General features: G+C 74.7%; 19 protein-coding genes. 8 read left to right on the forward strand and 11 right to left on the reverse strand.

Annotated features, from left to right (window positions below; genetic code table 11):
• Positions 1-58: 58 nt before the first annotated feature.
• The 6 genes from SERN_RS13655 to SERN_RS13680 all read left to right on the forward strand — a co-directional run bounded on the left by SERN_RS13655 (position 59) and on the right by SERN_RS13680 (position 7374).
• The gene (locus SERN_RS13655; RefSeq protein WP_135850712.1) at positions 59-1729 is read left to right on the forward strand and encodes a DUF885 domain-containing protein; all 1671 of its coding nucleotides are present in this window, start codon (positions 59-61) and stop codon (positions 1727-1729) included.
• Positions 1730-1734: 5 nt separating this feature from the next.
• Entirely contained in the window at positions 1735-2451 is a 717-nt protein-coding gene (locus tag SERN_RS13660) for a Maf family protein (protein ID WP_233251703.1), read from the forward strand.
• Between the two features lie 213 nt (positions 2452-2664).
• The gene (locus SERN_RS13665) at positions 2665-4572 is read left to right on the forward strand and encodes an acetyl/propionyl/methylcrotonyl-CoA carboxylase subunit alpha (protein ID WP_135850713.1); all 1908 of its coding nucleotides are present in this window, start codon (positions 2665-2667) and stop codon (positions 4570-4572) included.
• Positions 4573-4574: 2 nt separating this feature from the next.
• The gene (locus SERN_RS13670) at positions 4575-5492 is read left to right on the forward strand and encodes an NUDIX domain-containing protein (protein WP_135850714.1); all 918 of its coding nucleotides are present in this window, start codon (positions 4575-4577) and stop codon (positions 5490-5492) included.
• Complete coding sequence (dapD, locus tag SERN_RS13675) at positions 5489-6478, forward strand: 2,3,4,5-tetrahydropyridine-2,6-dicarboxylate N-succinyltransferase (protein WP_135850715.1); 990 nt, start codon at positions 5489-5491, stop codon at positions 6476-6478. Before SERN_RS13670 ends, dapD begins: the two co-directional genes overlap by 4 nt.
• A gap of 2 nt (positions 6479-6480) precedes the next feature.
• Positions 6481-7374 (forward strand): hypothetical protein, encoded by an 894-nt coding sequence (locus tag SERN_RS13680; RefSeq protein WP_135850716.1) that lies wholly within the window; start codon positions 6481-6483, stop codon positions 7372-7374.
• Here SERN_RS13680 and SERN_RS13685 read toward each other — a convergent pair.
• From SERN_RS13685 to fdxA, 3 genes are all read right to left on the reverse strand, one after another.
• The gene (locus tag SERN_RS13685; protein WP_135850717.1) at positions 7358-8653 is read right to left on the reverse strand and encodes a citrate synthase; all 1296 of its coding nucleotides are present in this window, start codon (positions 8651-8653) and stop codon (positions 7358-7360) included. The genes SERN_RS13680 and SERN_RS13685 overlap by 17 nt on opposite strands.
• Before the next feature lie 120 nt (positions 8654-8773).
• Complete coding sequence (dapC, locus tag SERN_RS13690) at positions 8774-9967, reverse strand: succinyldiaminopimelate transaminase (protein ID WP_135850718.1); 1194 nt, start codon at positions 9965-9967, stop codon at positions 8774-8776.
• A gap of 6 nt (positions 9968-9973) precedes the next feature.
• Positions 9974-10294, reverse strand: coding sequence for a ferredoxin (gene fdxA, locus SERN_RS13695; RefSeq protein ID WP_135850719.1), 321 nt, complete (start codon positions 10292-10294; stop codon positions 9974-9976).
• A 52-nt stretch (positions 10295-10346) separates the two neighbouring features.
• Here fdxA and SERN_RS13700 point away from each other — a divergent pair, with 52 nt between their 5' ends.
• The gene (locus SERN_RS13700) at positions 10347-10589 is read left to right on the forward strand and encodes a putative acetyltransferase (protein WP_135850720.1); all 243 of its coding nucleotides are present in this window, start codon (positions 10347-10349) and stop codon (positions 10587-10589) included.
• A gap of 91 nt (positions 10590-10680) precedes the next feature.
• Here SERN_RS13700 and SERN_RS13705 read toward each other — a convergent pair whose 3' ends face one another.
• The 4 genes from SERN_RS13705 to typA form a co-directional block, all read right to left on the reverse strand.
• Entirely contained in the window at positions 10681-12480 is a 1800-nt protein-coding gene (locus SERN_RS13705; protein WP_135850721.1) for a VanW family protein, read from the reverse strand.
• A gap of 121 nt (positions 12481-12601) precedes the next feature.
• The gene (locus tag SERN_RS13710) at positions 12602-13099 is read right to left on the reverse strand and encodes a flavin reductase family protein (RefSeq protein ID WP_135850722.1); all 498 of its coding nucleotides are present in this window, start codon (positions 13097-13099) and stop codon (positions 12602-12604) included.
• 13 nt (positions 13100-13112) lie between these two features.
• Positions 13113-14561, reverse strand: a complete 1449-nt coding sequence (locus tag SERN_RS13715; protein WP_158292669.1) for a PIG-L family deacetylase — start codon at positions 14559-14561, stop codon at positions 13113-13115.
• Between the two features lie 10 nt (positions 14562-14571).
• Positions 14572-16518 (reverse strand): translational GTPase TypA, encoded by a 1947-nt coding sequence (gene typA / locus SERN_RS13720; protein ID WP_135850724.1) that lies wholly within the window; start codon positions 16516-16518, stop codon positions 14572-14574.
• A gap of 238 nt (positions 16519-16756) precedes the next feature.
• Between typA and SERN_RS13725 the strand changes: the two genes are divergently transcribed.
• Positions 16757-17026: a DUF6458 family protein gene (locus tag SERN_RS13725; protein WP_135850725.1), complete on the forward strand. Its 270-nt coding sequence runs from the start codon at positions 16757-16759 to the stop codon at positions 17024-17026.
• Between the two features lie 122 nt (positions 17027-17148).
• Here the strand turns inward: SERN_RS13725 and SERN_RS13730 are convergent, their stop codons facing one another.
• Genes SERN_RS13730 through SERN_RS13745 form a run of 4 tightly spaced genes read right to left on the reverse strand, consistent with a single transcriptional unit; the run spans position 17149 to position 24522 of the window.
• Positions 17149-17844: an ABC transporter ATP-binding protein gene (locus SERN_RS13730; RefSeq protein ID WP_135850726.1), complete on the reverse strand. Its 696-nt coding sequence runs from the start codon at positions 17842-17844 to the stop codon at positions 17149-17151.
• On the reverse strand, positions 17841-18746 hold the full coding sequence (locus tag SERN_RS13735) for an ABC transporter ATP-binding protein (protein WP_135850727.1): 906 nt from the start codon (positions 18744-18746) through the stop codon (positions 17841-17843). The genes SERN_RS13730 and SERN_RS13735 overlap by 4 nt, the downstream gene beginning before the upstream one ends.
• Entirely contained in the window at positions 18743-21487 is a 2745-nt protein-coding gene (locus tag SERN_RS13740) for an ABC transporter permease (protein ID WP_135850728.1), read from the reverse strand. The genes SERN_RS13735 and SERN_RS13740 overlap by 4 nt, the downstream gene beginning before the upstream one ends.
• Entirely contained in the window at positions 21484-24522 is a 3039-nt protein-coding gene (locus SERN_RS13745; RefSeq protein WP_135850729.1) for an FtsX-like permease family protein, read from the reverse strand. The genes SERN_RS13740 and SERN_RS13745 overlap by 4 nt, the downstream gene beginning before the upstream one ends.
• Positions 24523-24550: the final 28 nt, after the last annotated feature.

Below are 24550 nucleotides of genomic sequence, written 5' to 3' on the forward strand. Positions count from 1 at the left end.
CCGCGGCGACACGCGGGGCCGGCCCCGTCCCGCCGGGGCGCGGTCGTAGGGTTGGCGGGTGACCCAGACCCCCCGCACCCCCACCGAGATCGACGCCGTTGCCGACGCCTACGTCGACACCCTCGCGAGCCTCAGCCCGCTCCTGCGCACGAGCCTCGGCCTGCCGGGTGACCAGACCACGTTCGACGACGTCTCCCCCGCCGGGCTGGCGACGCTCGACGCCGAGCGCACCGCGGTTCTCGGACGCCTGTCCAAGCTCACCCCCGCCGACGACGTCGACGTCGTCACGAAGGCCGCGATGCTCGAGCGCATCGGCCTGGAGAGCGAGCTGTACGACTCCGGCGAGAGCTTCGCGACGCTGAACGTCATCCACTCCCCGCTCCAGACCACGCGCGACATCTTCGACCTCATGCCGACCGACACCGCGCAGGACTGGGAGGTCGTCGCGGCCCGCATGGGCAACGTCCCCGACTCCCTCGCCGGCTACGTCGAGTCGCTGCGCGAGGGTGCGGCCACCGGGATCGTCGCCGCCCGCCGCCAGGTGGAGGCCGGCATCGCCCAGGCCGAGGAGCTCGCGGGCGAGTCCTCCTTCTGGTCCAGCCTCGCGCGCACCGGATCGGGCGGCGAGGGCACCCACCACGCGTCGGCCCTCGAGGCCGGCGCCACCCGCGCCCGGGCCGCCTACGCCGACCTCGCCGAGTTCCTGCGCTCGGAGCTCATCCACCGCGCGCCGGAGGAGGACGCCGTCGGCCGTGACCGCTACGAGCTCTTCAGCCAGCAGTTCCTCGGCGCGCGGATCGATCTGGACGAGACCTACGAGTGGGGTCGCGAGGAGCTCGCGCGCGTCGTCGCCGAGCAGGAGGCTACGGCCGCCGAGCTCTACGGCGCCGGGACCTCGCCGCAGGAGGCGATGGAGCGCCTCGACGCCGACCCCGCCCGCCAGCTCCACGGCACCGACGCGCTGCAGCGCTGGATGCAGGAGACGTCCGACGCCGCCGTCGCCGCCCTGGCCGACACGCAGTTCGACATCCCCGAGCCGGTGCGCCGCCTGGAGTGCTGCATCGCCCCCACCCAGTCGGGGGGCATCTACTACACCGAGCCCACCGCCGACTTCTCCCGGCCCGGCCGCATGTGGTGGTCCGTCCCCGCGGGCGTGACCGAGTTCGGCACCTGGCGCGAGAAGACGACCGTCTACCACGAGGGCGTCCCCGGCCACCACCTGCAGATCGGTCAGACGACCTACCGCAGCGGCCTGCTCAACTCCTGGCGTCGGCTCGCGTGCTGGGTCAGCGGCCACGGCGAGGGCTGGGCCCTGTACGCCGAGCGGCTCATGGCCGACCTCGGGTTCCTCGACGACCCGGCCGACCGCCTCGGCATGCTCGACGGTCAGCGCCTGCGCGCCGCGCGCGTGGTCCTCGACATCGGTGTGCACCTGCGCAAGGACGCCCCGGCCGACCTCGGCGGCGGCACGTGGGACGCCGAGAAGGCGCGGACCTTCCTGTTCGCGAACGCCAACATGGCTCCGGGCTTCCTGAACTTCGAGCTCGACCGCTACCTCGGCTGGCCGGGGCAGGCGCCGTCCTACAAGGTCGGACAGCGCCTCTGGGAGCAGATCCGCGACGAGACCGCGGTCCGCGAGGGCGCCGCGTTCGACCTCAAGGCGTTCCACCGCCGCGCGCTCGACGTCGGGTCGGTCGGCCTCGACGTGCTCGCGCAGGCCCTGCGCTGACCACCGTGACGACTCCCGCCCGACGACGTCGCGACCGCGTGCGCCCGGCCACCCACCCGCACGTGCGCCTGGTCCTGGCCTCGGCCTCGCCCGCGCGGCACGCCCTGCTGGTGGCGGCCGGCATCGTGCCGCAGGTGGTGGTCTCCGACGTGGACGAGGACGCCGCCCTCGCGGCCGCGACCGCGGCGGCCGGATCGGTGGGTCGTCCGTTCCCGGTCTCCGAGCAGGTGGGCGTGCTGGCGCGCGCCAAGGCGGAGGCCGTCGCGGCCACGCTCCCGCCCGAGAGCGCGCCGCGCCTCGTGCTCGGGTGCGACTCGCTCCTCGAGCTCGACGGCGTCGCGCACGGCAAGCCGGGCACGCCCGAGAGAGCGAGCGCCGCCTGGGCGTCGATGCGCGGCCGGTCAGGGGTGCTCCACAGCGGTCACCACGTGATCCTGACCGGGGCGCTGCCCTCCGACGGCGGAGCCGGCGACGAACGCACCTGCACTGCCGTCAGCTCCACGACCGTGCACTTCGCCGAGGTCTCCGACGAGGAGATCGCCGCCTACGTCGCGACCGGTGAGCCGCTGCAGGTCGCCGGTGCATTCACGATCGACGGCCTCGGCGGGGCGTTCGTGACGGGCGTCGACGGCGACCACCACGGCGTGCTCGGACTCAGCCTCCCGCTGCTGCGCAGCCTGCTGACCGATCTGGGCATCCCCTACCCCGCGCTCTGGGCCTGACTGGAGACTCTCCACGACCGACGCGCCGCTACACCCACGAGCGTCGGCCCCGCGTTGGAGGATTCCTACAATCGATCCCCGGCGCGCCTTGCCGCCCCTGACAGACTTCCCGGCGCACCGCGGGGCGCGGAGGGGACGCCCGGCCCACGGGTCTACCGTGGCTCGAACTGGAAGCGCCGACCGAGCAAGACGCCATCAGCAACAGGAGAGTGGATGACGCCCGACGCCAGCGTGCCCGGATCGCCGACGATCCCCGTTCGGAGCACCGACCAGGCGGGCGAGACCACGGCCCGACCCGCCGTCGAACGCCTCACCCGCCCCGTGACCCGGGTCCTGATCGCCAACCGCGGCGAGATCGCCGTCCGTGTGGTCCGCGCCGTGCGCGACGCCGGGCTGATCTCGATCGCCGTGTACTCCGACACCGACCGGGACGCACCCTTCGTCCGGTTCGCCGACGAGGCGTTCGCGCTCGGCGGCGTCCGCGCCGCGGAGACCTACCTCGACCCGGCCAAGATCCTCGACGTCGCGCGCCGCTCCGGCGCCGACGCGGTCCACCCCGGCTACGGCTTCCTGTCCGAGAACGCCGACTTCGCCCGCGCCGTCGCGGCCGCCGGACTCACCTGGATCGGCCCCAGCCCGGCCGCGATCGACGCGCTCGGCGACAAGGTCTCCGCGCGTCACATCGCCCAGGCCGCCGGCGCCCCCCTCGTCGCGGGCACGCCCGACCCCGTCCGGAACGCCGACGAGGTCGTCGCGTTCGCCCGCGAGAACGGTCTCCCCGTCGCGATCAAGGCCGCCTTCGGCGGCGGTGGTCGCGGCCTCAAGGTCGCCACCACGCTCGAGGAGATCCCCGAGCTGTTCGAGTCCGCCACGCGCGAGGCCGTCGCCGCCTTCGGGCGGGGCGAGTGCTTCGTCGAGCGGTTCCTCGACCGCCCCCGCCACGTCGAGACCCAGTGCCTCGCCGACGCCTACGGCGGCGTCGTCGTCGTCTCCACCCGTGACTGCTCGCTCCAGCGTCGACACCAGAAGCTCGTGGAGGAGGCGCCGGCGCCCTTCCTCACCGACGAGCAGAACGCCGAGCTCGTCCGGGCCTCGCAGGCGATCCTGCGCGAGGCGCGCTACGAGGGCGCCGGGACGTGCGAGTTCCTCATCGGGTCCGACGGCACGCTGTCCTTCCTCGAGGTCAACACGCGCCTCCAGGTCGAGCACTGCGTGACCGAGGAGGTCTCGGGCATCGACCTGGTCCGCGAGCAGCTGCGCATCGCCGCCGGTGAGCCGCTGGGCTACGACACGGTCGCCACGCGCGGCCACAGCATCGAGTTCCGCATCAACGGCGAGGACCCCGCCGCGGGCTTCCTGCCCTCCCCCGGCACCCCGACGACGATCACGTGGCCCGGTGGCCCCGGCGTCCGCATCGACGCCGGCATCACCGCCGGCGAGAGCGTGACGGGCAACTTCGACTCGATGCTCGCCAAGATCATCGTCACGGGCGCGACGCGCCAGCAGGCGATCGAGCGTGCGCGTCGGGCTCTGGCGGAGGCCGACATCGTCGGCATCCCGACGGTCCTGCCGTTCCACCGCGCCGTCCTGCAGGAGCCCGCGTTCGTGGGCGAGCCCGGTGCGCCGCTGACCGACCTCGGCATCTGGACCACCTGGATCGAGTCCGAGATGGCACCCCGGCTCAAGACGCTGGCCCCCGCCAGCACCGCCGCCCCGGCCGAGAGCGCCCCCGAGCTCGAGGTCGAGCGGGTCGTGGTCGAGGTCGGTGGGAAGCGCCTCGAGGTCGTCCTGCCCGCCAGCCTGGGCGGGCTCGGCGGTCTCATGGGCGGCCGGGCGCGCGCGGCCAGGCCGACGCGTCCGCGCGCCGTCGGCCGCTCCTCGGCGTCGGCCGCGGGCAACGGCGCCGCACTCACCTCGCCCATGCAGGGCACCATCGTCAAGGTGGCCGTCGCCGAGGGCGACACGGTCGCCGCGGGCGACCTCGTCGTCGTGCTCGAGGCCATGAAGATGGAGCAGCCTCTCGTGGCGCACCGCGACGGCGTCGTGACGGGCCTGCGCGCGAGCGCGGGTGCCGGCGTCACCGCCGGTGAGGTCCTCTGCGAGATCACCGCCGCGTCCTGACCGTGGCCGACCCCGTCCGGCGCGACCCGAACGACGCGTGGGTCGAGTGCACCTGCGGGTCCCGCCACTGGGGCCTGGCCGGCGCCGCCGGCCTCGCCCTCGTCGACCGCGCCACGCGCACGGTCGCCCTGCAGCTCCGCTCCGCCCGCAGCCACCAGGGCAGCACGTGGGCGCTGCCGGGCGGCGCGATCGGCACCGGGGAGACCCCGCTGCAGGGCGCGCTCCGCGAGGCCTCGGAGGAGGCCGACATCCGCGCGGACGACGTCGTCCCCGACGTCGTCTCGGTGCTGGACCACGAGGTGTGGTCGTACACGACCGTCGTGGCGCACGTCGCCCGCGACGCCTCCGCCACCTCGCGGCCGGTGCTGCGGCCGCTCGACGGCGAGTCCGCCGACCTGCGATGGGTCGACCTCGACGAGGTCACCGACCTCCCGCTGCACCCGGCCTTCGCCACGGCCTGGCCCCGCCTGCGCGTCCTGGCCGACGCCGGACCCACGCTGGTCGTGGACGTCTCGAACGTGCTGGGCGCCCGCCCCGACGGCTGGTGGCGCGACCGGGCCGGCGCGTCGAGCCGCCTCCTCGCGGAGATCGGGACCGCCGTGTCGCCGTCGGGCCCCGGCGTCCCGGCGGCCTGGTTCGGCCTCGACGCCGCGACCGCCTGGCCTCGCACCGTCGCGGTCCTCGAGGGCGCCGCACGCGATGCGACCACCACCGTCCCCGCCCCCGGGGCTCGGTTCGAGGTGGTGCGCGCCCCGGGTTCGGGCGACGACGCGATCGTCGCCGCGGTCGAGGCCGTCACCGCCGACGGGAGCGGCCCGGTCGTCGTCGCGACGGCCGACCGCGGGCTGCAGGGCCGCCTACCGCCCGGGGTGCGGACCCTGGGACCCGGCACGCTGCGGAAACGTATCCTGGAGGCATGACGCGCGCAGCCTGGGGCATCGGACTGGCCACCATCTCCGACATCGACGGGGCGGTGCTGGACACCTGGTTCCCCTCGCCCCAGCTGGGCGAGGCCGCCCCGGCCAGCCCGTGGGACGTCCCCGCGGAGATCGGCGCGCTGGAGGCCGTCGACCCCGTCCGGCGCGTGCGCCGCACCGTCGTGCGCACCGACGTCGACCTCGACGCCGCCCCGACCTCCGCCTCGGACGCCTACCTGCGCCTGCACCTGCTCTCCCACCGGCTCGTGACGCCCAACTCGATCAACCTCGACGGGATCTTCGGCGCGCTCGCGAACGTCGCGTGGACCTCGCTCGGGCCGTGCTCGACGCTGGACTTCGAGGTCACGCGCGCTCGCCTGCAGGCCAAGCACCCCGGCGTCAGCATCGACGGCGTCGACAAGTTCCCCCGCATGACCGACTACGTGCTGCCCGAGGGCGTCCGCATCGCCGACGCGTCCCGCGTCCGGCTGGGCGCCCACCTGGCTGCCGGCACCACCGTCATGCACGAGGGGTTCGTCAACTTCAACGCGGGCTCGCTGGGCGTCGCGATGATCGAGGGCCGGGTCTCGCAGGGCGTCGTGATCGGGGACGGCACCGACATCGGCGGCGGCGCCTCGATCATGGGCACGCTCTCGGGCGGCGGGACCGAGCACGTCAGCATCGGCCGGCGCACCCTGCTCGGCGCGAACGCCGGCCTGGGCATCAGCCTGGGCGACGACTGCGTGGTGGAGGCCGGGCTGTACGTCACGGCGGGGACCAAGGTCAGCCTGCTGGGCGACGCCGCGAGCTACGGGATCGACCTCTCCGGCGCCCGGGCCGACGCCGACGGCCGCCCGGTCGTCCCGGCGCGGGCGCTGTCGGGTCTGGACGGGCTCCTGCTGCGCCGGCACTCGCTCACCGGCGGCGTCGAGGTGCTCCCGCGCGCCGCGCGCGCCGTCGAGCTCAACGCCGCGCTGCACACGCAGTAGTGGTGGCACGTCGTCGGGCGGCCCGCGCCCTCGCCTGGACCGCCGTCGTGGGGCTGGTCGCCGCCGTCGGGGTGGGCGGTGTCGTCGTCCTCCTGCGGTCGGTCGACGGCGCGCGCCCGCTCGTGCAGGGCTGCACCGCGGACGGGCACTGGCTCGCCCCGGACCAGACCGAGAACGCCGCCCTCATCGTCGGCACGACGGTGCGACGCGAGCTGCCCGCACGGGCCGGCACCATCGGCATCGCCACCGCGATGCAGGAGTCGCGCATGCGCGCCATCGACTACGGCGACCGGGACTCCCTCGGCATGTTCCAGCAGCGGCCGTCGCAGGGCTGGGGCACGCCCGAGCAGGTCATGGACCTCGTCTACTCGACGTCGATCTTCTTCGACACGCTCGTGGAGGTGCCCGGGTACACCGAGATGGCCGTGACCGAGGCGGCGCAGGCCGTGCAGCGCAGCGGCTTCCCCGACGCCTACGCGCAGCACGAGGATCTCGCGCGCGCGTTCGCCTCCTCCCTCACCGGGTGGACGGAGGCGGGGCTCTCGTGCACGCTCCTCGACGTCGAGGACACCTCCGGCGTGCCGGAGGCGGTGACGGCCAGGCTCGAGCGCGACCTCGGCCTGGGGACGGCGACCACCGTGCGGGTGGGTGCTGACGGTGGGCGCGAGGTCGTCGTCGACCTGCCCATGACGGATCCCGCCAGCGGGGACGGCGACCGGCTGGCCTGGGCGGTGGCCTCCTCGGCCGTCGCCTCGGCGAGCAGCACCGGGGCCGGGCGGGTCGCCGTCGGATCCTCGGTGTGGGACCGCGCGGGCGCGGAGTCCGGCTGGCGCGCGCGGACCGGGGCAGACCCCGTGCCCGCGCGCGGTCAGGTGCTGATCAGCGCCGCTCGCTGAGAGCGACGAAGTCGCGCTCGTCCGGGCCGGTGTAGACCTGGCGCGGACGCGCGATCTTCGTGGCAGGGTCGTGCATCATCTCGCGCCACTGCGCGATCCAGCCGGGGGTCCGGCCCACCGCGAACAGCGGCGTGAACATCGAGGTCGGGAAGCCCATGGCGCGGTAGATCAGACCCGTGTAGAAGTCCACGTTGGGGTAGAGCTTCCGCTGCACGAAGTACTCGTCCGAGAGGGCGATCTCCTCGAGACCCATCGCCAGGTCGAGCAGCTCGTCGCGTGCACCGAGAGCCTTCAGGACGCTGTCGGTGGCCTCCTTGACGATGGCCGCGCGCGGGTCGTAGTTCTTGTAGACCCGGTGGCCGAAGCCCATCAGACGCGCACCGCTGGCCTTGTCCTTGACCTTGGTCACGAACGAGCCGGCGTCACCGTGCGTGTCGCGGATCTCCTCGAGCATCGACAGGACGGCCTCGTTGGCGCCGCCGTGCTTGGGGCCCGAGAGCGCGTTGATGCCGGCGGCCACCGAGAGGAACAGGTTGGTGTCGGCGGAGCCGACGGCGCGCACGGTGGCCGTGGAGCAGTTCTGCTCGTGGTCGGCGTGCAGCACGAACAGCATGTCCATCGCCGCGACCACCTCGGGACCGAACTCGCCCTCGCGGGACTGGCCCAGGGCCAGGCGCAGGAAGTCCTCGATGAAGCCGTGGGAGGGCTCGGCGTCGAGCATCTCCTCGCCGTTGACGTGGTTGAGGACGTAGGCGACGATCGTCGGCGTCTTGGCGAGCAGCAGGATCGAGGCCAGCTCCTCGGCCTCGTCGTCGGACGTCTCGAACACCTCGGGGTAGAAGCCCGGCAGCGCGGAGATCGCGCTCGAGACGATCGCCATCGGGTGCGCCGTGCGGGGGAACGCGCGGATCAGCGCGCGGAAGCCCTCGTGCACGTGCGTGTGGCGCAGGACGCGCGTCTCGAACGCCTCGTACTGCGCGGGTGTGGGCAGCTCGCCCTTCGCCAGCAGGTAGGAGACCTCGAGGTAGGTCGAGCGGGCGGCGAGCTGCTCGATCGGGTAGCCGCGGTAGCGCAGGATGCCGGCGTCGCCGTCGATGTAGGTGATCTCCGACCGGCACGCGGCGGTGTTCATGAAGCCCGGGTCGTAGGTGACCACGCCGGTGTCGGACAGCAGCGAGGAGATCGCCAGCCCGTCGTTGCCGACCACGGCAGGGACGCGCTCGAACTCCAGCGTCGTCTCGTCCAGCGTCAGGCTGCCTGCCGATGTGCTCGCCGTCATCGGATCTCCGTTCCTCCGGTGGCGCGACCGGTACCCGGGACCGCGCTGTTCATGGGTGTTCACTGTTCATGGGGATCGCCTCGTTCCACCAGGAACGGGCAAAGAACCTCGGTGATCCTCTCACGTCCAGGAGGACAGGCGCACGGCCGCTGCGGCGATCCGCTCGTCCGACGCGGTGAGCGAGACCCGCACGTGGTCGGCGGCCGCGGGGCCGTAGAAGACGCCGGGTCCGGCGACGATCCCGTGCTCCGCGAGCAGGCGCATGAGCGGCCAGCAGCCGGGCTCGTCGGGCTCGGCCGAGCGGTTCGGCTCGGCCGTGTCGAGCCGCGTGCGCAGCGCCGCCCCCGCACGCACCCACAGGTACAGACCGGCGTCGGAGTGGTCGACCTCGAATCCGGCCGCCACCAGCGCGGGCAGCAGCACGGCGCGCCGCGCGCGGTAGCGCTCCACCTGCGCGTCGACGTGCGCGTCGTCCGCCAGCGCCGCGGCCATCGCCTGCTGGACGGGCCACGGGAGCATCATCCCGAGGTGACGCCGCTGCTGGAGCAGCTGGTCGACGAGGTCGGGGTCGCCCGCCGCGAAGGCGGCGCGGTATCCGGCCAGGTTGGACTGCTTGGACAGCGAGTAGACCGCGAGGAGCCCGCGCGGGTCGCCGCCGCTGACGCGGGCGTCCAGGATGCTCGGCACTCCCCCGCCGTGCGCGACGTCGTCGCTCCACGGCGTGGTCCACGGCAGCAGCGCGTAGCACTCGTCGCTCGCGACGACGGCGTCGACCTCGCGCGCCGCGCGCACGATCGCCGCCAGGCGGTCGTGCCCGAGCACCTCACCCGTGGGGTTGGACGGCGAGTTCACCCAGACGAGGGCGATCTCCTCGCGTCCGGCCCACTCGGCCGGGTCGTCGCTGGCGAGCACCTCGGCGCCCGCCAACCGCGCCCCGACCTCGTAGGTGGGGTAGGCCGCCGTCGGGATGACGACGACGTCGCCCGGGCCCAGCCCGAGCTGGCTCGGCAGCAGCGCCACGAGCTCCTTGGAGCCGATGGTCGGCAGCACGGCCTCGGGACCGAGGCCGTGGACGTTCCGGCGTCGCGCGAAGAAGTCGACGACGGCGGTGCGCAGCGCGGTGGTCCCGGCGACCGTCGGGTAGCCGTGCGCGTCGGACGCGGCGGCGAGCGCCTGCCGCACGACGTCGGGCGTCGGGTCGACGGGCGTGCCGATGGACAGGTCCACCACCCCGCCGTCGTGCCGCGCCGCGCGCTCGCGCAGGGGCGTCACGGCGTCCCAGGGATAGGCGGCGTCGAGGTGGTGGAAGCCCACGGCCCGCTACTCGCCCTGGGGCGGGAGCGCGGCGATCAGGGCGTGGTCGGTGGGGATCAGGCCCATCTTGGCGGCGCCGCCGGGCGAGCCGACCGCGTCGAAGAACTCGACGTTGGCGAGCGTGAACGCCGACCACTGGTTCGGGACGTCGTCCTCGTAGTAGATCGCCTCGACGGGGCAGACGGGCTCGCAGGCCGCGCAGTCCACGCACTCGTCGGGGTGGATGTACAGCGAGCGTTCACCCTCGTAGATGCAGTCGACGGGGCACTCGTCGATGCACGCCTTGTCCTTGACGTCGACACAGGGCTGTGCGATCACGTACGTCACGAAGCGACTCCTCCTCCTGCTGATGCTGGCTGAGCACCTAGTATCTCTCGCGATGAGCGATGCCCGCGCGAACGCGCTGCAGATCGGGACGCGCGTGACCGTGCGCCACCGGATCGACGACGACTCCCACTCCCTCACCGACGCCCTCGGCGAGGTCGTGGCGCTGGACGACGCCGCCGTTATGGTGCGGACGAGGCGGGGTGACGTGAGGATCTCGCTGGCGGCCGTCGTGGCCGTGCGGCAGGTGCCGCCGGCCCCGCCGCGCCGCGCGCCGCGTCAGCCGCCCCAGCCCTGACCTGCCCCCACCCGGCCGAGAACGTCGCAGGTCGCGGCATCCGTCGGGATACCGCGACCTGCGATGTTCTCGTCGGGGGTGGTCCGGGGCCTCAGCCCTCCGCGGCCGGGGGCTCCGGCGTCGGCTCGGGGCTGGGCGGCGGGAGCGTGGCCGGGTCCGGGCCGCAGACCACACGGTTCCAAGGGACGTACGTCGTGGAGTAGGTCCGGTCCTCGACCGGGGTTCCGTCCAGCCGCGTCACCGTGCGGGTGACGTCGACGGAGAAGCCACCCTGTCCGCCACCCTCGGGGGTGCAGTCGGAGCGCGTGTTGTACACGGTCGACGAGCTGCGGAGCGCGTACCGCGACCCGGTCGAGATGGTGGTCTCGTACGTGGGCGTGCCCCACACCCGCGCCCACGTGCGGCCGCCGTCGACGAACGCCTGCACGAGCACGCCGTGCTCGGTGCGGTTGGTGAACTGCATGTCGATGGAGCCCTCGAACAGCGTCGCCTCGCGACCCTCCGGGTAGCGGGCGAACCAACGCGTGTGCGGCTTGTGCTCGACGTCCTCCAGGCCGGCCTCGAAGGCGGCGTTGAAGAGCGTCGTGGACAGCTGGGAGAGCCCGCCGCCGTAGGCGGTCGAGACGTTCCCGTTCTCCACGACCCCGGAGGGCCGGTAGCCCGTCGCCGCGTTGATCGGCCCCACGTGGTCGATGAGGCTGAACGTCTCACCCGGCTTGAGCAGCACGCCGGTGACCCTGCCGGCCCCGGTGACGATGTTGCCGGTCCGGGGGGCGTCGTTGCCCGGGGGCAGCGGCGTGGAGAACTCGCCGATGACCTCGGTGACGCCGAGCGCCTCGGCGTCGGCGGTGGAGAACTCCGCCTCGGCGCCGACGAGCTCGACGGCGGCGGTGCGCTCGGTCGGCGAGAGGGCGGCGGCCTGCACCACGCCGACGAGCTGGGCCGGATCGATCCCCGTGCCGTCCTGCGACGGCACGATCGAGGGTCGGCCGTCGGTGAACGTGAAGGATGCGTCCTTCGGGGCCGCGCCCGCCTCGGGCAGGGCCGCCGAGACCGTCTCCGCCAGGGCGTCGGCGTCGAGCTGCAGCGTGAAGGCGCCGTCCGCGCCCACGATGCTCGCGACGGAGGTCAGCGTGGCCGTGTCCAGCTCGGTGGTCAGCTCACCGGTGTTGATCGTCACGGGACCGGCGAGCAGCGGGTCGACGATCTCGGTCATCGCGGTGTCGAGGGCGGCCTGGTCGAGCGACGGGGTCAGCACGGTGACGGGAAGGTCGATGGCCGACTGAGCACTGAGCCACGTCTGGCTCAGGACGTCGACGGCGCCCGGCACGTCGAGCTCGGTGCCGTCGACCGGATCGCCGACGACGGCGGCCCCGTCGGCCAGCGCGATCGTCGCGTCCACCGGCGGGACCTGCACGAACGCCGCGGCGTCCGCGAGCGCGGTCGTCAGCGCGGCGTCGTCGACGGCGGTGACCGCGGGCGCCTCGACGCTGCCGAACAGGCGCTCGGCCAGGTCGGAGGGGTTCCAGGCGGGTCCGGTGACGGCGGCGACGCTCGCGTCGGCGTCGAACGTCAGCCCGGCGTCGGCCGGGTCGATCGAGGCCTCGAGATCGCCGACCGTGACCGGGATGGGCTGCGCGGTCCGGTCGCCGAGCTCGGAGGTCAGGGTCGCCACGGCGTCCTCCCTGCTCTGCCCGCTCACGTCGACACCGGCCACGACGGCCTCGCGGGGCACGGAGTCCTGCGTCGTCAGCACCGCGGCGACGTAGGCGCCGGCCAGCACCACCACACCGATGCCACACCCGATCGCGACGGCGCGACCTCGGCGTGACGGCTTCTCCCCCTCGAGCTCGTCGAGCGGCGAACCCTCCACCTCGGTGGAATCAGACACGCACTTCTCCTCGTCGCTGCCGGTGCGGGACGGTCAAGTGTATGGAGCGAACGAGGCCGAACCGGCCTCGAACATGCTCTCCCGTGTAACGATCTCGTACAGATCGGGTCAGGACGCCCGCTCAGGGAAGGTCGCGCACGCGGCCCAGCCGGTGCACGAGCGCGCCGTCCGCGCTCCCCCGCCCGGCCTGGGTCACCCGGCCGACCACCACGAGGTGGTCGCCCGCCTCGTGCACCTGCTCGGTGACGCACTCGATCCACGCCGTGCCGCCCGCCAGCAGGGCGGCACCGCTCGTCTCGCCCCGGTCGTGGTCGACGCCCCTCAGCTGCCCGAGGTCGGGCCTGCCCGGTTCGGCGAGCCAGGTCACGGCGGGTGCGCTGCCCGCGCCCATGACGGTGGCGGCCCAGCGGCTGCCGACGTCGAGCGTCTCGCCCAGCCTGCTCGCGCCGTGCACGACGACGAGCGCCATCGGCGGGTCGAGCGAGACGGAGACGAGGGACGTCACGACCGAGACGACGTCGCGCCCACCGGCGCGGCCGGCGAGCACCGCGACGCCGCCCGGCAGCCGTGCCATGGCGGCGCGGTAGCGGCGGGTGAGGTCCTCGGACTCGTCGGTCATCGCGCGTCGGGCCTCATCGGGTGCGCGTGCGCCCCACCCAGCGCTCCGGCAGGAACGCCGCGACCCCGACCGCCACGACGGAGCCGAGCAGCCAGACCATCCCGAGGGTGTCACCGGGCACCAGGACGTCGCCGCCGGCGACGACGAACGCCATCGCCTGGATCATGCCGACCGCGCCGACGGCGAAGCCGAGCAGCCCGGCGCCGCGCCCCCACGACCGGGCGGTCAGCCCGCCGACGACCACGGTGACGAAGGCCAGCACCAGACCCAGCGGCAGGTCGACCACGCGCCAGCGGTGCACCACGGTGGCGGTGAGCCCGACGACGAGGCCGAGCACGAGGCACCCCAGCACGGCGGCGATGCGGCCGCGCGACGGCGGTGTCACCAGCGGGCGCACGTCCGCGGGACCGGCCGCCTCGCCCGCACGGGGCAGATCGCCCAGCGCGGCGCGCAGATCGGCGACGTCGCCGCGCACGGCCGTCAGCCCGACGACGGGGAGGAGGGGCTGGGCGACGCCGTTGCTCATCGCGTACCAGCCGATCGCGGCCTGGTCGGTGGCAAGGGCGGCGAGCGCCCGGGTGGCGGCGCCTCCGCGGGCGCCGGTGCGCACGCCGTCGAGCGCCGGGACGGTGACCCCCTGCACCTGGGAGGGGTAGGACCGCAGCGCGGCCAGGACCTGCGGGGCGACGCCGGTCGTGTCGAGCTCGACGTCGACGTCCGCGAGCGGACGCGCGAGCGTCGGCAGCGGCGTGCCGGCGCCGGGGGGCGGCAGGAGCGGCAGGCCCGTGACGGTCAGGGTCTCCTCGACCGACAGACGGACGGCGACCGCCTCGTTCGCGGCGCGCTGGCGGTCCTGCGCGACGGCGAGCGCGGCGTGCACGGGGCGTGCGCCGTCGGCACGGCCGTCCTCGCCCCTCGCCGCGAGCACGAGGGCGCGCGCCAGGATGGTGTGCGCACGGCTGTGGTCGGGGTGGCCGTAGGAGCCGCCGGCCTCGTCGCCCACGACGACGGCGGGCCGCACGTCGCGGATCAGTCGCGCGAGAGCGGCGGCCTGGACCTCGAGGTCGCCCGACGTCAGGGCGGTGCCCGGGGCGTCCGGTGCCGGACCGGCGATGCCCGGGGCGACCCAGGTCATGCCGGAGTCGGTCCAGCCGTATCCGGCCCCGTCGACGAGGTCGCCGAGCCAGTGGTGCTCGCGCACGCCCAGCGCCTCGAGCGCGGCGGCGACCTCCTGCTCCCTGACCCGGGGGACGGCGTCGGTCCCCTCGAGGTCGGGACGACCGATCATCTCCCCGCGCTCACCGCGCGTCGCCGTGACGACGACGACCCGTCGTCCGCGGGACGCGGCGAGCGCGAGGAGACCGCCGGCGAGGAGCGTCTCGTCGTCGGGGTGGGCGAAGACGGCGAGCACCGGCCCGAGGAGGAGTTCCTCGGCCGGGCCGCCGCCGTCGACCGACGCCACCCGCGGAACCTCAGCCCTTCTTGGCGCGCGAGGCCGCGCGGGCCCGGTCGGTCTGGTTGAGCTGGACCTTGCGGATGCGGACGACCTCGGGCGTGACCTCGACGCACTCGTCGTCACCGGCCCACTCGAGCGACTCCTCGAGCGTGAGCAGGCGCGGCGGGGACGTGCGCTCGAGCTCGTCACCCGTGGCGGAGCGGATGTTGTTGAGCTTCTTCTCGCGCGTGATGTTGACGTCCATGTCGTCGGCGCGGCTGTTCTCGCCGACGACCATGCCCTCGTAGACCTCCTCGGTGGGCCGCACGAAGAACGTGCCGCGGTCCTGGAGGAGCATCAGGGCGTTCGTGGTCACGACGCCGGTGCGGTCGGACACCAGCGAGCCGGAGACCCGGAACTCGATGTTGCCGGCCCACGGCTCGAAGCCGTGCGCGATGGACGAGGCGATGCCGGTGCCGCGCGTGTCCGTGAGGAACTGCGTGCGGAAGCCGATGAGGCCACGGGCGGGGACGATGAACTCCATGCGCACCCAGCCGGTGCCGTGGTTGCTCATGGTCTCCATGCGGCCCTTGCGGGCGGCGAGGAGCTGGGTCACGGCGCCGAGGTACTCCTCGGGCACGTCGATGGTCATGTGCTCCATCGGCTCGTGGACCTTGCCGTCGACCTCCTTCGTGACGACCTGCGGCTTGCCGACGGTCAGCTCGAAGCCCTCGCGACGCATCTGCTCCACGAGGATGGCCAGGGCCAGCTCACCGCGGCCCTGGACCTCCCACGCGTCGGGGCGCTCGGTCGGGAGGACCTTGAGGGAGACGTTGCCGATGAGCTCGCGGTCGAGACGGTCCTTCACCTGGCGGGCGGTGACCTTGTGGCCCTTGCCGCCCTTGCCCGCGAGCGGGGAGGTGTTGATCCCGATCGTCATGGAGATGGCGGGGTCGTCGACCGTGATGAGCGGCAGCGGGTGCGGGTTGTCGATGTCGACGAGGGACTCACCGATGGTGATGTCCTCGATGCCGGCGACGGCGACGATGTCGCCGGGGCCCGCGCTCTCGGCCGGGACGCGCTCGAGCGCCTCGGTGCGCAGCAGCTCCGAGATGCGGACGCTCGACAGGGTGCCGTCCTTCTTGGCCCACGCGACCGTCTGACCCTTGCGGATCGTGCCGTTGAAGACGCGCAGCAGCGCGAGACGGCCGAGGAACGGCGAGGCGTCGAGGTTGGTGACGTGCGCCTGGAGCGGGGCGTCGACCGTGTAGCTCGGGGCCGGGATCCGCTCGAGGATGGTCTTGAAGAGCGGCTCGAGGTTCGGGGAGTCGGGCAGCTCGCCGTCGCCCGGCTGCTCGGTGCTCGCGCGACCGGCCTTGGCGGAGGCGTACAGGACGGGGAGGTCGAGGATCGCGTCCAGGTCGATCTCGACGCCGTCCGCCTCGCCGTCCATGTCGCTCGCCAGGGCGAGGAGGAGGTCCGTCGCCTCGTGCACGACCTCGGAGATGCGGGAGTCGGGGCGGTCGACCTTGTTGACCACGAGCACGACGGGGAGCTTCGCGGCGAGCGCCTTGCGCAGCACGAAGCGCGTCTGGGGCAGCGGGCCCTCGGAGGCGTCCACGAGCAGGACGACGCCGTCGACCATCGACAGGCCGCGCTCGACCTCGCCGCCGAAGTCGGCGTGACCCGGGGTGTCGATCACGTTGATCGTGATGCCCTCGGGGTGACCGGCCGCCGCGGCCGCGGGGCCGGAGTAGTGGATCGCCGTGTTCTTGGCGAGGATCGTGATGCCCTTCTCACGCTCCAGGTCGCCGGAGTCCATGGCGCGCTCGTCCACGTGGGCGTGCTCACCGAACGCCCCGGACTGCCACAGCATGGCGTCCACGAGCGTGGTCTTTCCGTGGTCGACGTGCGCGACGATCGCAACGTTGCGCAGGTCGGAGCGCAGGGCGGTCGTGGCGTCTTGCTGCGTAGCAGCGGGCATGCGGGGACTCATCTCATCGGCGGTGGTGGTGCGGCTGGTGCACCGGCGCCGGTGTCCTGTGGTGGACCGGGTGGTCCGCCGGTGGAGCCGCGCGGTGTGCGGCGCCGGCCAGACGTGGCGCGGTGCCATCGTACCCGCCGCCGACCGGGTGGCCGAAGAGATGCGTGCAAGGTCACCCCCGCCCGTCTAGCGTGAGCGGTCGAGGGGCCGACCGACGGCCCCGACGGAAGGGATCGACATGTCCAGGAGTGCACGCATCGGAGGGCCCATCGCCCTCGCCGTCATCGGGGCGATCCTCTACTTCGCCGTCGCCGACATGGTCGAGGGTGTCGACCTGACGATGATCGGACTCATCCTCATGGTCGCCGGCGCCGCGTGGCTGCTGATCGAGCTGATCGTCAACCGACGCCGCAGCGCCGTCACGAGCGAGCGCACCGCGGTCCGCGACCCGAACGCCCCCGGCGGCGTGACGCGCACCGAGCGCGAGGTCCGCCGCGACGAGCTCTGACTCCCACCTGCCCCACCAACACCCGCCGAGCAAGCCTCAGGGGTCGTTCTGACGCTCAGAACGACCCCTGAGGCTTGCTCGGTCGGGGTGGGGCGGCGCGAGAGCGAGGGGGCGGGCGGGTGTCAGGCCGGACGCAGGCGGCCGTCGTGCAGCTCCAGGACCCTGTCGGCGCGCGCCATCAGCGCCGGGTCGTGCGTGGCGACGACGGCGGCCACCCCGGCGGAGTGCACCAGGTCGGCGATGAGCGCCATCACCTGCTCCGCCGTTCCGCTGTCGAGCTGACCCGTCGGTTCGTCGGCGACGAGGACGGCGGGGCGCGTCACGAGGGCTCGTGCCACGCCCACGCGCTGCTGCTGCCCGCCGGACAGCTCGTACGGCCGCTGCCGCGCGTGGCGCGCGAGGCCGACCCGTTCCAGGACCTCGGCGACGCGGGCGGCCCGCTCCCCCGGCTCCGTACCGATCAGTCTCAGCGGCACCTCGACGTTCTCGGCGGCCGACAGCACCGGCAGCAGCCCGAACGACTGGAACACGTAGCCGACGCTCGCGGCGCGCAGGTCGGCCAGGGCGTCGTCGCCCATCCCGGCCACGTCGCGTCCGGCGAGCTCGACCGAACCCGACGTCGGTGCGTCGATGGTCGCCGCGATGTTCAGCAGCGTCGTCTTGCCCGAGCCCGACGGACCGCGCACGACGACGAGCTCCCCCGACCCCACCTCCAGGTCGAGCCCGCGCAGCACGTGGACCGGCCCCGCCGCCGTCGTGAAGCTCCGGTGGACGTCGCGCAGCCTGACGCGCAGGCCGTCCGGCTCGCGGTGCGTCATCGTTCGCCCTCCTGCTTCCCCTGCGGAACGTCGCGGAACACCTCGACGTGGTCGGTCTCGAGGTCCAGCCGCACGCGGTCGCGCAGGTCCAGAGCCTCGAGGTAGCTCTCGGGCAGCTGCATCCGCCCGACCCGGTCCAGCACGGCGAACTCCTCGATCACGCGCCGCTGCGCGCCGTGCTCGTCCGTCTCGGTGCGGCGCAGCACCTCGCGGGACGTCCGGCCGTCCCGGATCTGGATGGTGCGGTCGACGTGCTCGGACACCTCCGGATCGTGCGTGACGATGACGACCGTGACCCCGAGCTCGGCGTTGACCGCCTCCATCGCGCGCAGCACGTCGACCGACGCCGCCTCGTCCAGCTCGCCCGTGGGCTCGTCCGCCAGCAGCAGCCGGGGGGCGTTCGCGATGGCGACGGCGATCGCCGTGCGCTGCTGCTGGCCGCCCGAGAGCTGGGCCGGCCACCGGTCGGCGCAGTCGCCGAGGTCCAGCAGCTCGATCAGCTCGGACACGCGCGCGTCGCCACCGTTCGACCGGCCACCCCGTCTCCCGGCCAGCGCGCGGGGCAGAGCCACGTTCTCGCGCGCCGTCAGGTAGGGCAGCAGGTTGCGGGAGGCCTGCTGCCACACGAACCCGACGATCTCCCGCTGGAACGTCACCCGCTGCCGCGACGTCAGGGTGGTGAGGTCGAGACCGGCCACGCGGGCCGATCCGCCGGTCGGACGGTCGAGCCCCGACAGGATCGTCAGGAGGGTCGACTTCCCGGAGCCGGACGCTCCGACGATCGCGACCAGCTCGCCCTCGTCGATGCGGAGGTTCAGGCCCTGCAGCGCCTGCACCTCGAGCCCGTCGACCGAGAAGATGCGCACCAGGTCCTCGCACTGCACGAACGGTCCGGCTGTCATGGGTCCTCCTGCGCGGTGGGCGTTCTCGCCCGGCGGATGGTGGGAAGGATCGAGCAGGCGACGACGGCGAGGAGCACCCCGACCGCCGTCGCCGCGAGCGCCACGGGCGGCAGCACCGGCTGCGGCTGGTCGGCGCCGGTGAAGGCACGCAGGTCGAGCGTGCGCAGCAGGAGGTGGGAGGTGACCAGGCCGAGACCGTAGGCGGCCGTGGCGCCGAGCACCACCCAGGGCGTCAGGTCCCACCACGCGAGCGAACGCTGGGCGGAGCGCCGCAGCCCGAGCAGGCGCAGCGTCGCGAGCATGCGAGCACGGCGCGGGGCGGCGGCCGCCTGCACCGCGACGAGCGACCCGAGGGCGAGCAGGGCTGCGGCCACGACGCTGCCCGCGAGCGTGCCCGTGAGCAGCCGCAGCACGGGCGTGCCGGTCGCGGCCTCGCGCGCCGCCGCGGCGTTCTCCACCCCCGCCGGCCCGACCACCCCGACGACGGCCTCGGCGACGGCGTCGCCGTCCGCCCCCGGCACGAGCCGCACGAGCAGGAGCCGCGCCGGCGTGCTCGCGGCCACGTCGGGCAGCGCGGCGGCGTCGGCGAGCACCCAGGTCGCGCCGGCATCGGCGACCCCCGGCAGCACGTTGCCCGACGCGACCACGCGGACGTCGACGCTCTCCCCCGTGCTCAGCCGGACGCCGTCGGCGCCCGGGGCGAGGTCGAGCCTCGGGGAGACCATGAGAGGCACCGCGCCGCCAGCGCCACCGCCGTCGCCGAGGAGATCGGCCACCGGCGCGGCGCCGACCGACGGCGGGACGTCGGCGAGCACGTCGGCGTACGCCGCGCCGTCGACGAGGTGGAGCGTGGCCCGGACCGACGCGCTCGGCGAGCTGAGGATCGCCGGCGAGACCGTCGCGACGGTCGCGGCCGCCGCGACGCCGTCGAGCGAGCGCACCTGCTCGAGCTGGGCGGCATCGATCCGGGGCCCGGAGATGCGGAGGTCGGACCCCGAGGTGACCCACACGGTGCGCTCCACGCCCTCGCGCAGCGTCGCGAGCGTGACCACCGAGAACACCGCGACGCTCACGCCGACCACGACGGCGAGCACCGACGTGAGCGTCGCGCCCGGGTCGCGCACCGCACGCGCCGATCCGAGGAAGCCGGTCAGGCTGCGACCGCGGCGCAGCACGGTGTGCGCGGCGCGCGCCAGCCAGGGGTAGAGGCGCAGCACGAGCACCGTGACCGCGAGCGCGAGGACCAGCGGCGCGACGACGAGGAGCGGATCGCCGGTCCCGGCGACCGCCCCGGGCGCCACGGACAGCACCTGGGACAGCACGAGTCCGGCCGCGGCGAGCACGACGACGTCGCGCGCGAGGCCGCCGACGGCGAGGTCGCGCCGTCGCCCCCGCAGCCCGGTCGGCAGCGGCGGGGAGAGCAGGACGACGGCGGGCACCACCCCGAGCACGACGGCCGGCAGCCAGCCGCGCCAGCCGGGTGAGGTGCCGAGCAGGGACGTCGCGACGCCCCACCCGACCGCCGCTGCCGGGAGCCCCAGCAGCAGCCCCTCGAGGCCGAGCACGGTGCGCAACCGCGCCGGGGACGCGCCCCTGGCCCGCACGATCGCGAGCGCGGGCCGCCGTCGCTCCAGGAGGAGCTGCGTCAGCAGCGCGAGCACGGCCACGGCCACCCCGAGCGGGCCGACCACCACGAGCGCCACGATGTTCGAGGCGGCCGCGTTCTCGCCCGCGACGGCGTCGACGCGAACCGCGAGCTCGCTCGCGAAACCGATCGAGACGGACCGTTCGCCACCACCACCACCACCACCACCACCGCTCGCGGTGAGCTCCACCTGCTGGGCGGTGAGGCCGCGGAGCTGGGCCGCCAGCAGCGCGGGGTCGCCCCCCCGGATCGCGGCGACGTCGACCGGGTACCAGAGCGAGACCTGCGCCGGCTGGCCCAGCGCGGCCAGCGTGCTCCACCAGCCGTCGCTCGCGACGTAGGCCCGGCCGTTGACGGCCGTCCCGAGGTTCAGGTCCTCCACGACGCGCGGCTGCGCGCCGTTCGTCTCGTGCGCCCAGTAGCCGTCGTCCGGATCGAGCACCCGGTAGGTGCCGCTGAGCACGAGGGTGAGGTCGTGGTAGAGGTTCCCGACCGTGATGCGGTCGCCGGTGGCCAGCCCGAGGCGGTCGGCGCTCGCGTCCAGCAGCATCACCTCGATCTCGAGATCGGGCAGCTCCTCGGCCCCGCCACCGCCACCCGCGGCCGGGTCCCAGGACACCGGGGCGGGCGGGGCGCCGTCGACCATCTCGACGCGCTCGGCGATGCGCTGGTCGGCGGCCAGCGACAGCGTGGGAAGTCGGACGTCGCTGCCCGGGCCGAGCGGGATCGCGTACCCGTCCGTGGTGGCGGTGACCTCACCGGCGCCCAGCGCGTCCCGCAGCGGCGGAGAGACCTCCGTCCGGGTCGCCTCGAACGACTCGGCGATCGCGGCCCACCGTCGTCGGTTGTCCTCGGGGGTGACCGGGAGGCTCGGGTCGAGCGCGCTCAGCGCGTCGGCGCTCGTGACCGCCGACAGGTCGCGCAGCTGCGGCGAGACGTCCGCCAGACGGTGGCGCACCTGGTCGGCCCTGGCCGTCGCCTCGATCCTCGGCAGCGCCGTGACCGCGAGCGAGAGCACCGTGATCACCAGCACGACGAGCGCGACGGCACCGCGCTGGTCGGCCAGGGCGCGGCGCGAGAGCCGCCACCACGTCATCGGGTCTCCTCGCGGTGCTCGGTGTCGGCGTGCTGCCGCCGGACGCGTCCCGCGGACAGCACGGCTGCGGCCACGACACCGGCGACGGCGAGGAGCAGCCCCGCGCCGAGCGCCGGCCACGCGAGGCGCAGCGGCGAGGTGTCGTCCGCCAGGCCGACCACGCTGAGGCGGACCAGCGTCGGCATCGTCAGGCTCGCGACGACGCCGCCCACCACGAGTCCCGCGGGCAGCGCCGCCGCGCCGAGGACGAGCGTCTCCAGCAGCCGGCTGCGTCCCTGCACGCGACCGGGGACGCCGATCGCGCGGAGCGCGACCACCTCGCCGCGCCGGGTGCGGGTGAGCACGTCGACCGCCGCGAGCGTGCCGACGGCGGCCAGCAGCGTGGCGACCGCGGCGACCGCGAGGAACACGGGCTGGGCGACGGCGGTCCCCGCCGAGGCGCCGGTCCCCGAGGCCGTCACGATGCCGCCGCCGTCGCGCACGAGCGCCCGCAGCGCGGGTACCGCGTCCGCCGCCGCGGCTCCGTCCGCGAGCGCCACCCAGATCTCGTCGGCGTCGCTGACGGGGCGACGCTGGAGCGCGTCGGTGCGTTGCAGCGCGACGAGGTCCACGAGCGCGGCCGGGGCATCCAGCGCGCCGGGCAGGAGATCGGCGACGGCGGCGACCTCGACGTCGACGTCCGCACCACCGAGGGTCAGAGCGACCCCGTCACCGACCCGGACGGCGAGCCGGTCCGCCAGCGCCGTCGTCACCACGACGGGCAACCGGTCGGGGACGGGCGGGGTGAAGCGCGCGCCGGGGCTGTCGATGCTCCCACCGGACGCTCGGACCCCCGATCCGACCAGACCGGCGGCGTCGAGGTGGGACCACTCGAGCTGCAGCGGCGCCCCGCCCACCTCGACGCCGTCGAGCACGACGTCGAGCAGCCCGCGCCAGGGGGCGAGCCCCGGCCCGGAGGCGGCGACGTCGACCCCCAGGAGCGTCCACGCACCTTCCGGCACGTCGGCCGTGATCGCGACGGTGGTGTCCACGCCGGTGACAGGTGCGGGCACGCCCTCGAGCCGGAGGACCCGCCCTCCGTCGTCGACGAGCCACAGCACGGACTCGAGCGTCCCCGTCAGGGCGTCGGGCAGGAGCTCGGGTGCGAAGCTCACAGCGGCGTCGTTCCCGGTCAGCCGCGCGGACACCACCGCGGCGCCGGCGGGCACGGCGACGCCGGGCGCGACCGCGATCGCGTCGGCGAGCTCACCGGCCGGCACCGTCCCGCCGCGGAGCACCGCGCGTGCCCCGTCGGCGGGCAGCGCCTCGACCGCGACGTCGAGCTCGCCCGCGCGGCCGTCGACGGTCCGGACGAGCGCGGCCGCCTCGACCCCGTCCACGGCCAGCACGTCCGCGGTGCCCCGCCCGGACCGGACCGCCGTGACGACGGCGCCACCGGACGGCGCGACGCGCGCGTCGGCACCCACGCGGGTGTCCTCCACCAGGGCGCGTGCGGTCGCCGTCGACCCCGCATAGCCGGCCCCCACCACGGAGGTCGCCACCGCCACCACGAGGAGGAGCAGCGGGACGCTCAGCACGGCGCGGCGTCGAGCGACCGAGCGCAGCGCGAGGGTCGTCGTGAGCCTGCGGGCGCGGCCCGCGACCGCCTCGAGGAGCCCCCAAACCGGGACGAGCGCCAGCAGGGCGAGCACGGCCAGGGCGAGCGTGAGGAGACCTGGCGCGACGACGGCGATCGCCTGGTCCGTCGCGGTGCGGTCCGCGGGCGGTCCGGCGAACGTCGTGGTGTACCGCCACAGGCTCGTGCCCGCCGCGAGGAGCAGCAGCACCGCGACGCCCGACCTGGCCAGCGCCCGGCCTCGTCCCGAGCGGTCAGCGGTGCGGGCGCCCTGGGCGTCGCGCAGCGCACCCGCCCCCGGGACGCCGAGCACGAGCGCCCACGCCGCGGTCAGCAGCACGACGGCGAGCAGCCACCCGGCGGTGACGGCGGCGGCGGTGCGCATCGCCGCGCCCAGGGCGATTGCGAGCGCGGCACCGACCACCGTGCCGACGATCGCGACGCCGGCCGCCTCTCCCCACACCAGCCGTCGCAGGTGGGTGGGGGCGGCGCCGCGCGCGGCGAGGATGGCCGTCTCCCCGGAACGCGCCTGCGCCAGGAGCCGCGCCACCTGGGAGACCGTCGCGGCACCGACGACGCCGAGGAGCACGAGGGCGACGCCGCACACGGTCCGGGCGGCCTCGGCGGCCACGCGGAGCTCCGCGAGCGTCGCCCCCAGCAGCCCGGCGCTCGTGACACCCTGCGGCGCGAGGTCCTCGTCGGCGGCGAGGACGTCGGGCAGCCGCGCGACCCCGTCGGCCGCCCGCGTCAGCGCGGCGAGGTCGAGCGGGGCCCCCGAGCCGAGCACGCTCCACCGGACGAAGGGCCGCCCGCCCGCGACCGCGACGTCCGTCACGACGACCGGTCCGGCGGCGGCCGCGCTGCCCGAGACGTCGGCGGAGGCGAACCCCGCCCAGCGCGGGTCGCTCGGCACGCGCGGGGTCCAGACGCCGACCACCTCGACCACGGTGTCCGCGTCGCGTCCGAGCAGCAGCACGTCGCCGACCGCGACACCGAGCTCGGCGGCGGCGGACTCGGGCAGGGTGCCGGCGACCCTTCCGTCCCCGGGGGCCGCAGCGTCCTCGGCCCAGGACCCGGCCACGAGGTCGGCGTGCTCGACCAGCCAGTCGACCTGCACGAGGGAGGTGCGGCCGGTCGGGAACGCCTCGTCGGGCGACGTGAGCGTCAGCGGCTCGCCGACGAGGGTCGTGACCGGGGCGACGGCGTCGCCCGCCTCGCGACGCAGCAGCGCCTGGAAGGCGTCCGCCTGCGCGGCGGGGTCGGCCCCCAGACGGGTCTGCAGGACCAGCGCGCCCGCGGGGCCGTCGGCCGACTGCAGCTCGACGGCCGAGACGGCCGCCGAGCGGTCACCGACGAACGAGAACGACGCCAGCAGCGTCGCCGTGACCAGCGCGACCAGCGCGGCGAGGGCGGCGAGCATCGCCACCCTCGCCCGGCTGCGCTGCCAC

Origin of the sequence: Serinibacter arcticus (assembly GCF_004786095.1) — a bacterium.
Lineage (GTDB): Bacteria > Actinomycetota > Actinomycetes > Actinomycetales > Beutenbergiaceae > Litorihabitans > Litorihabitans arcticus.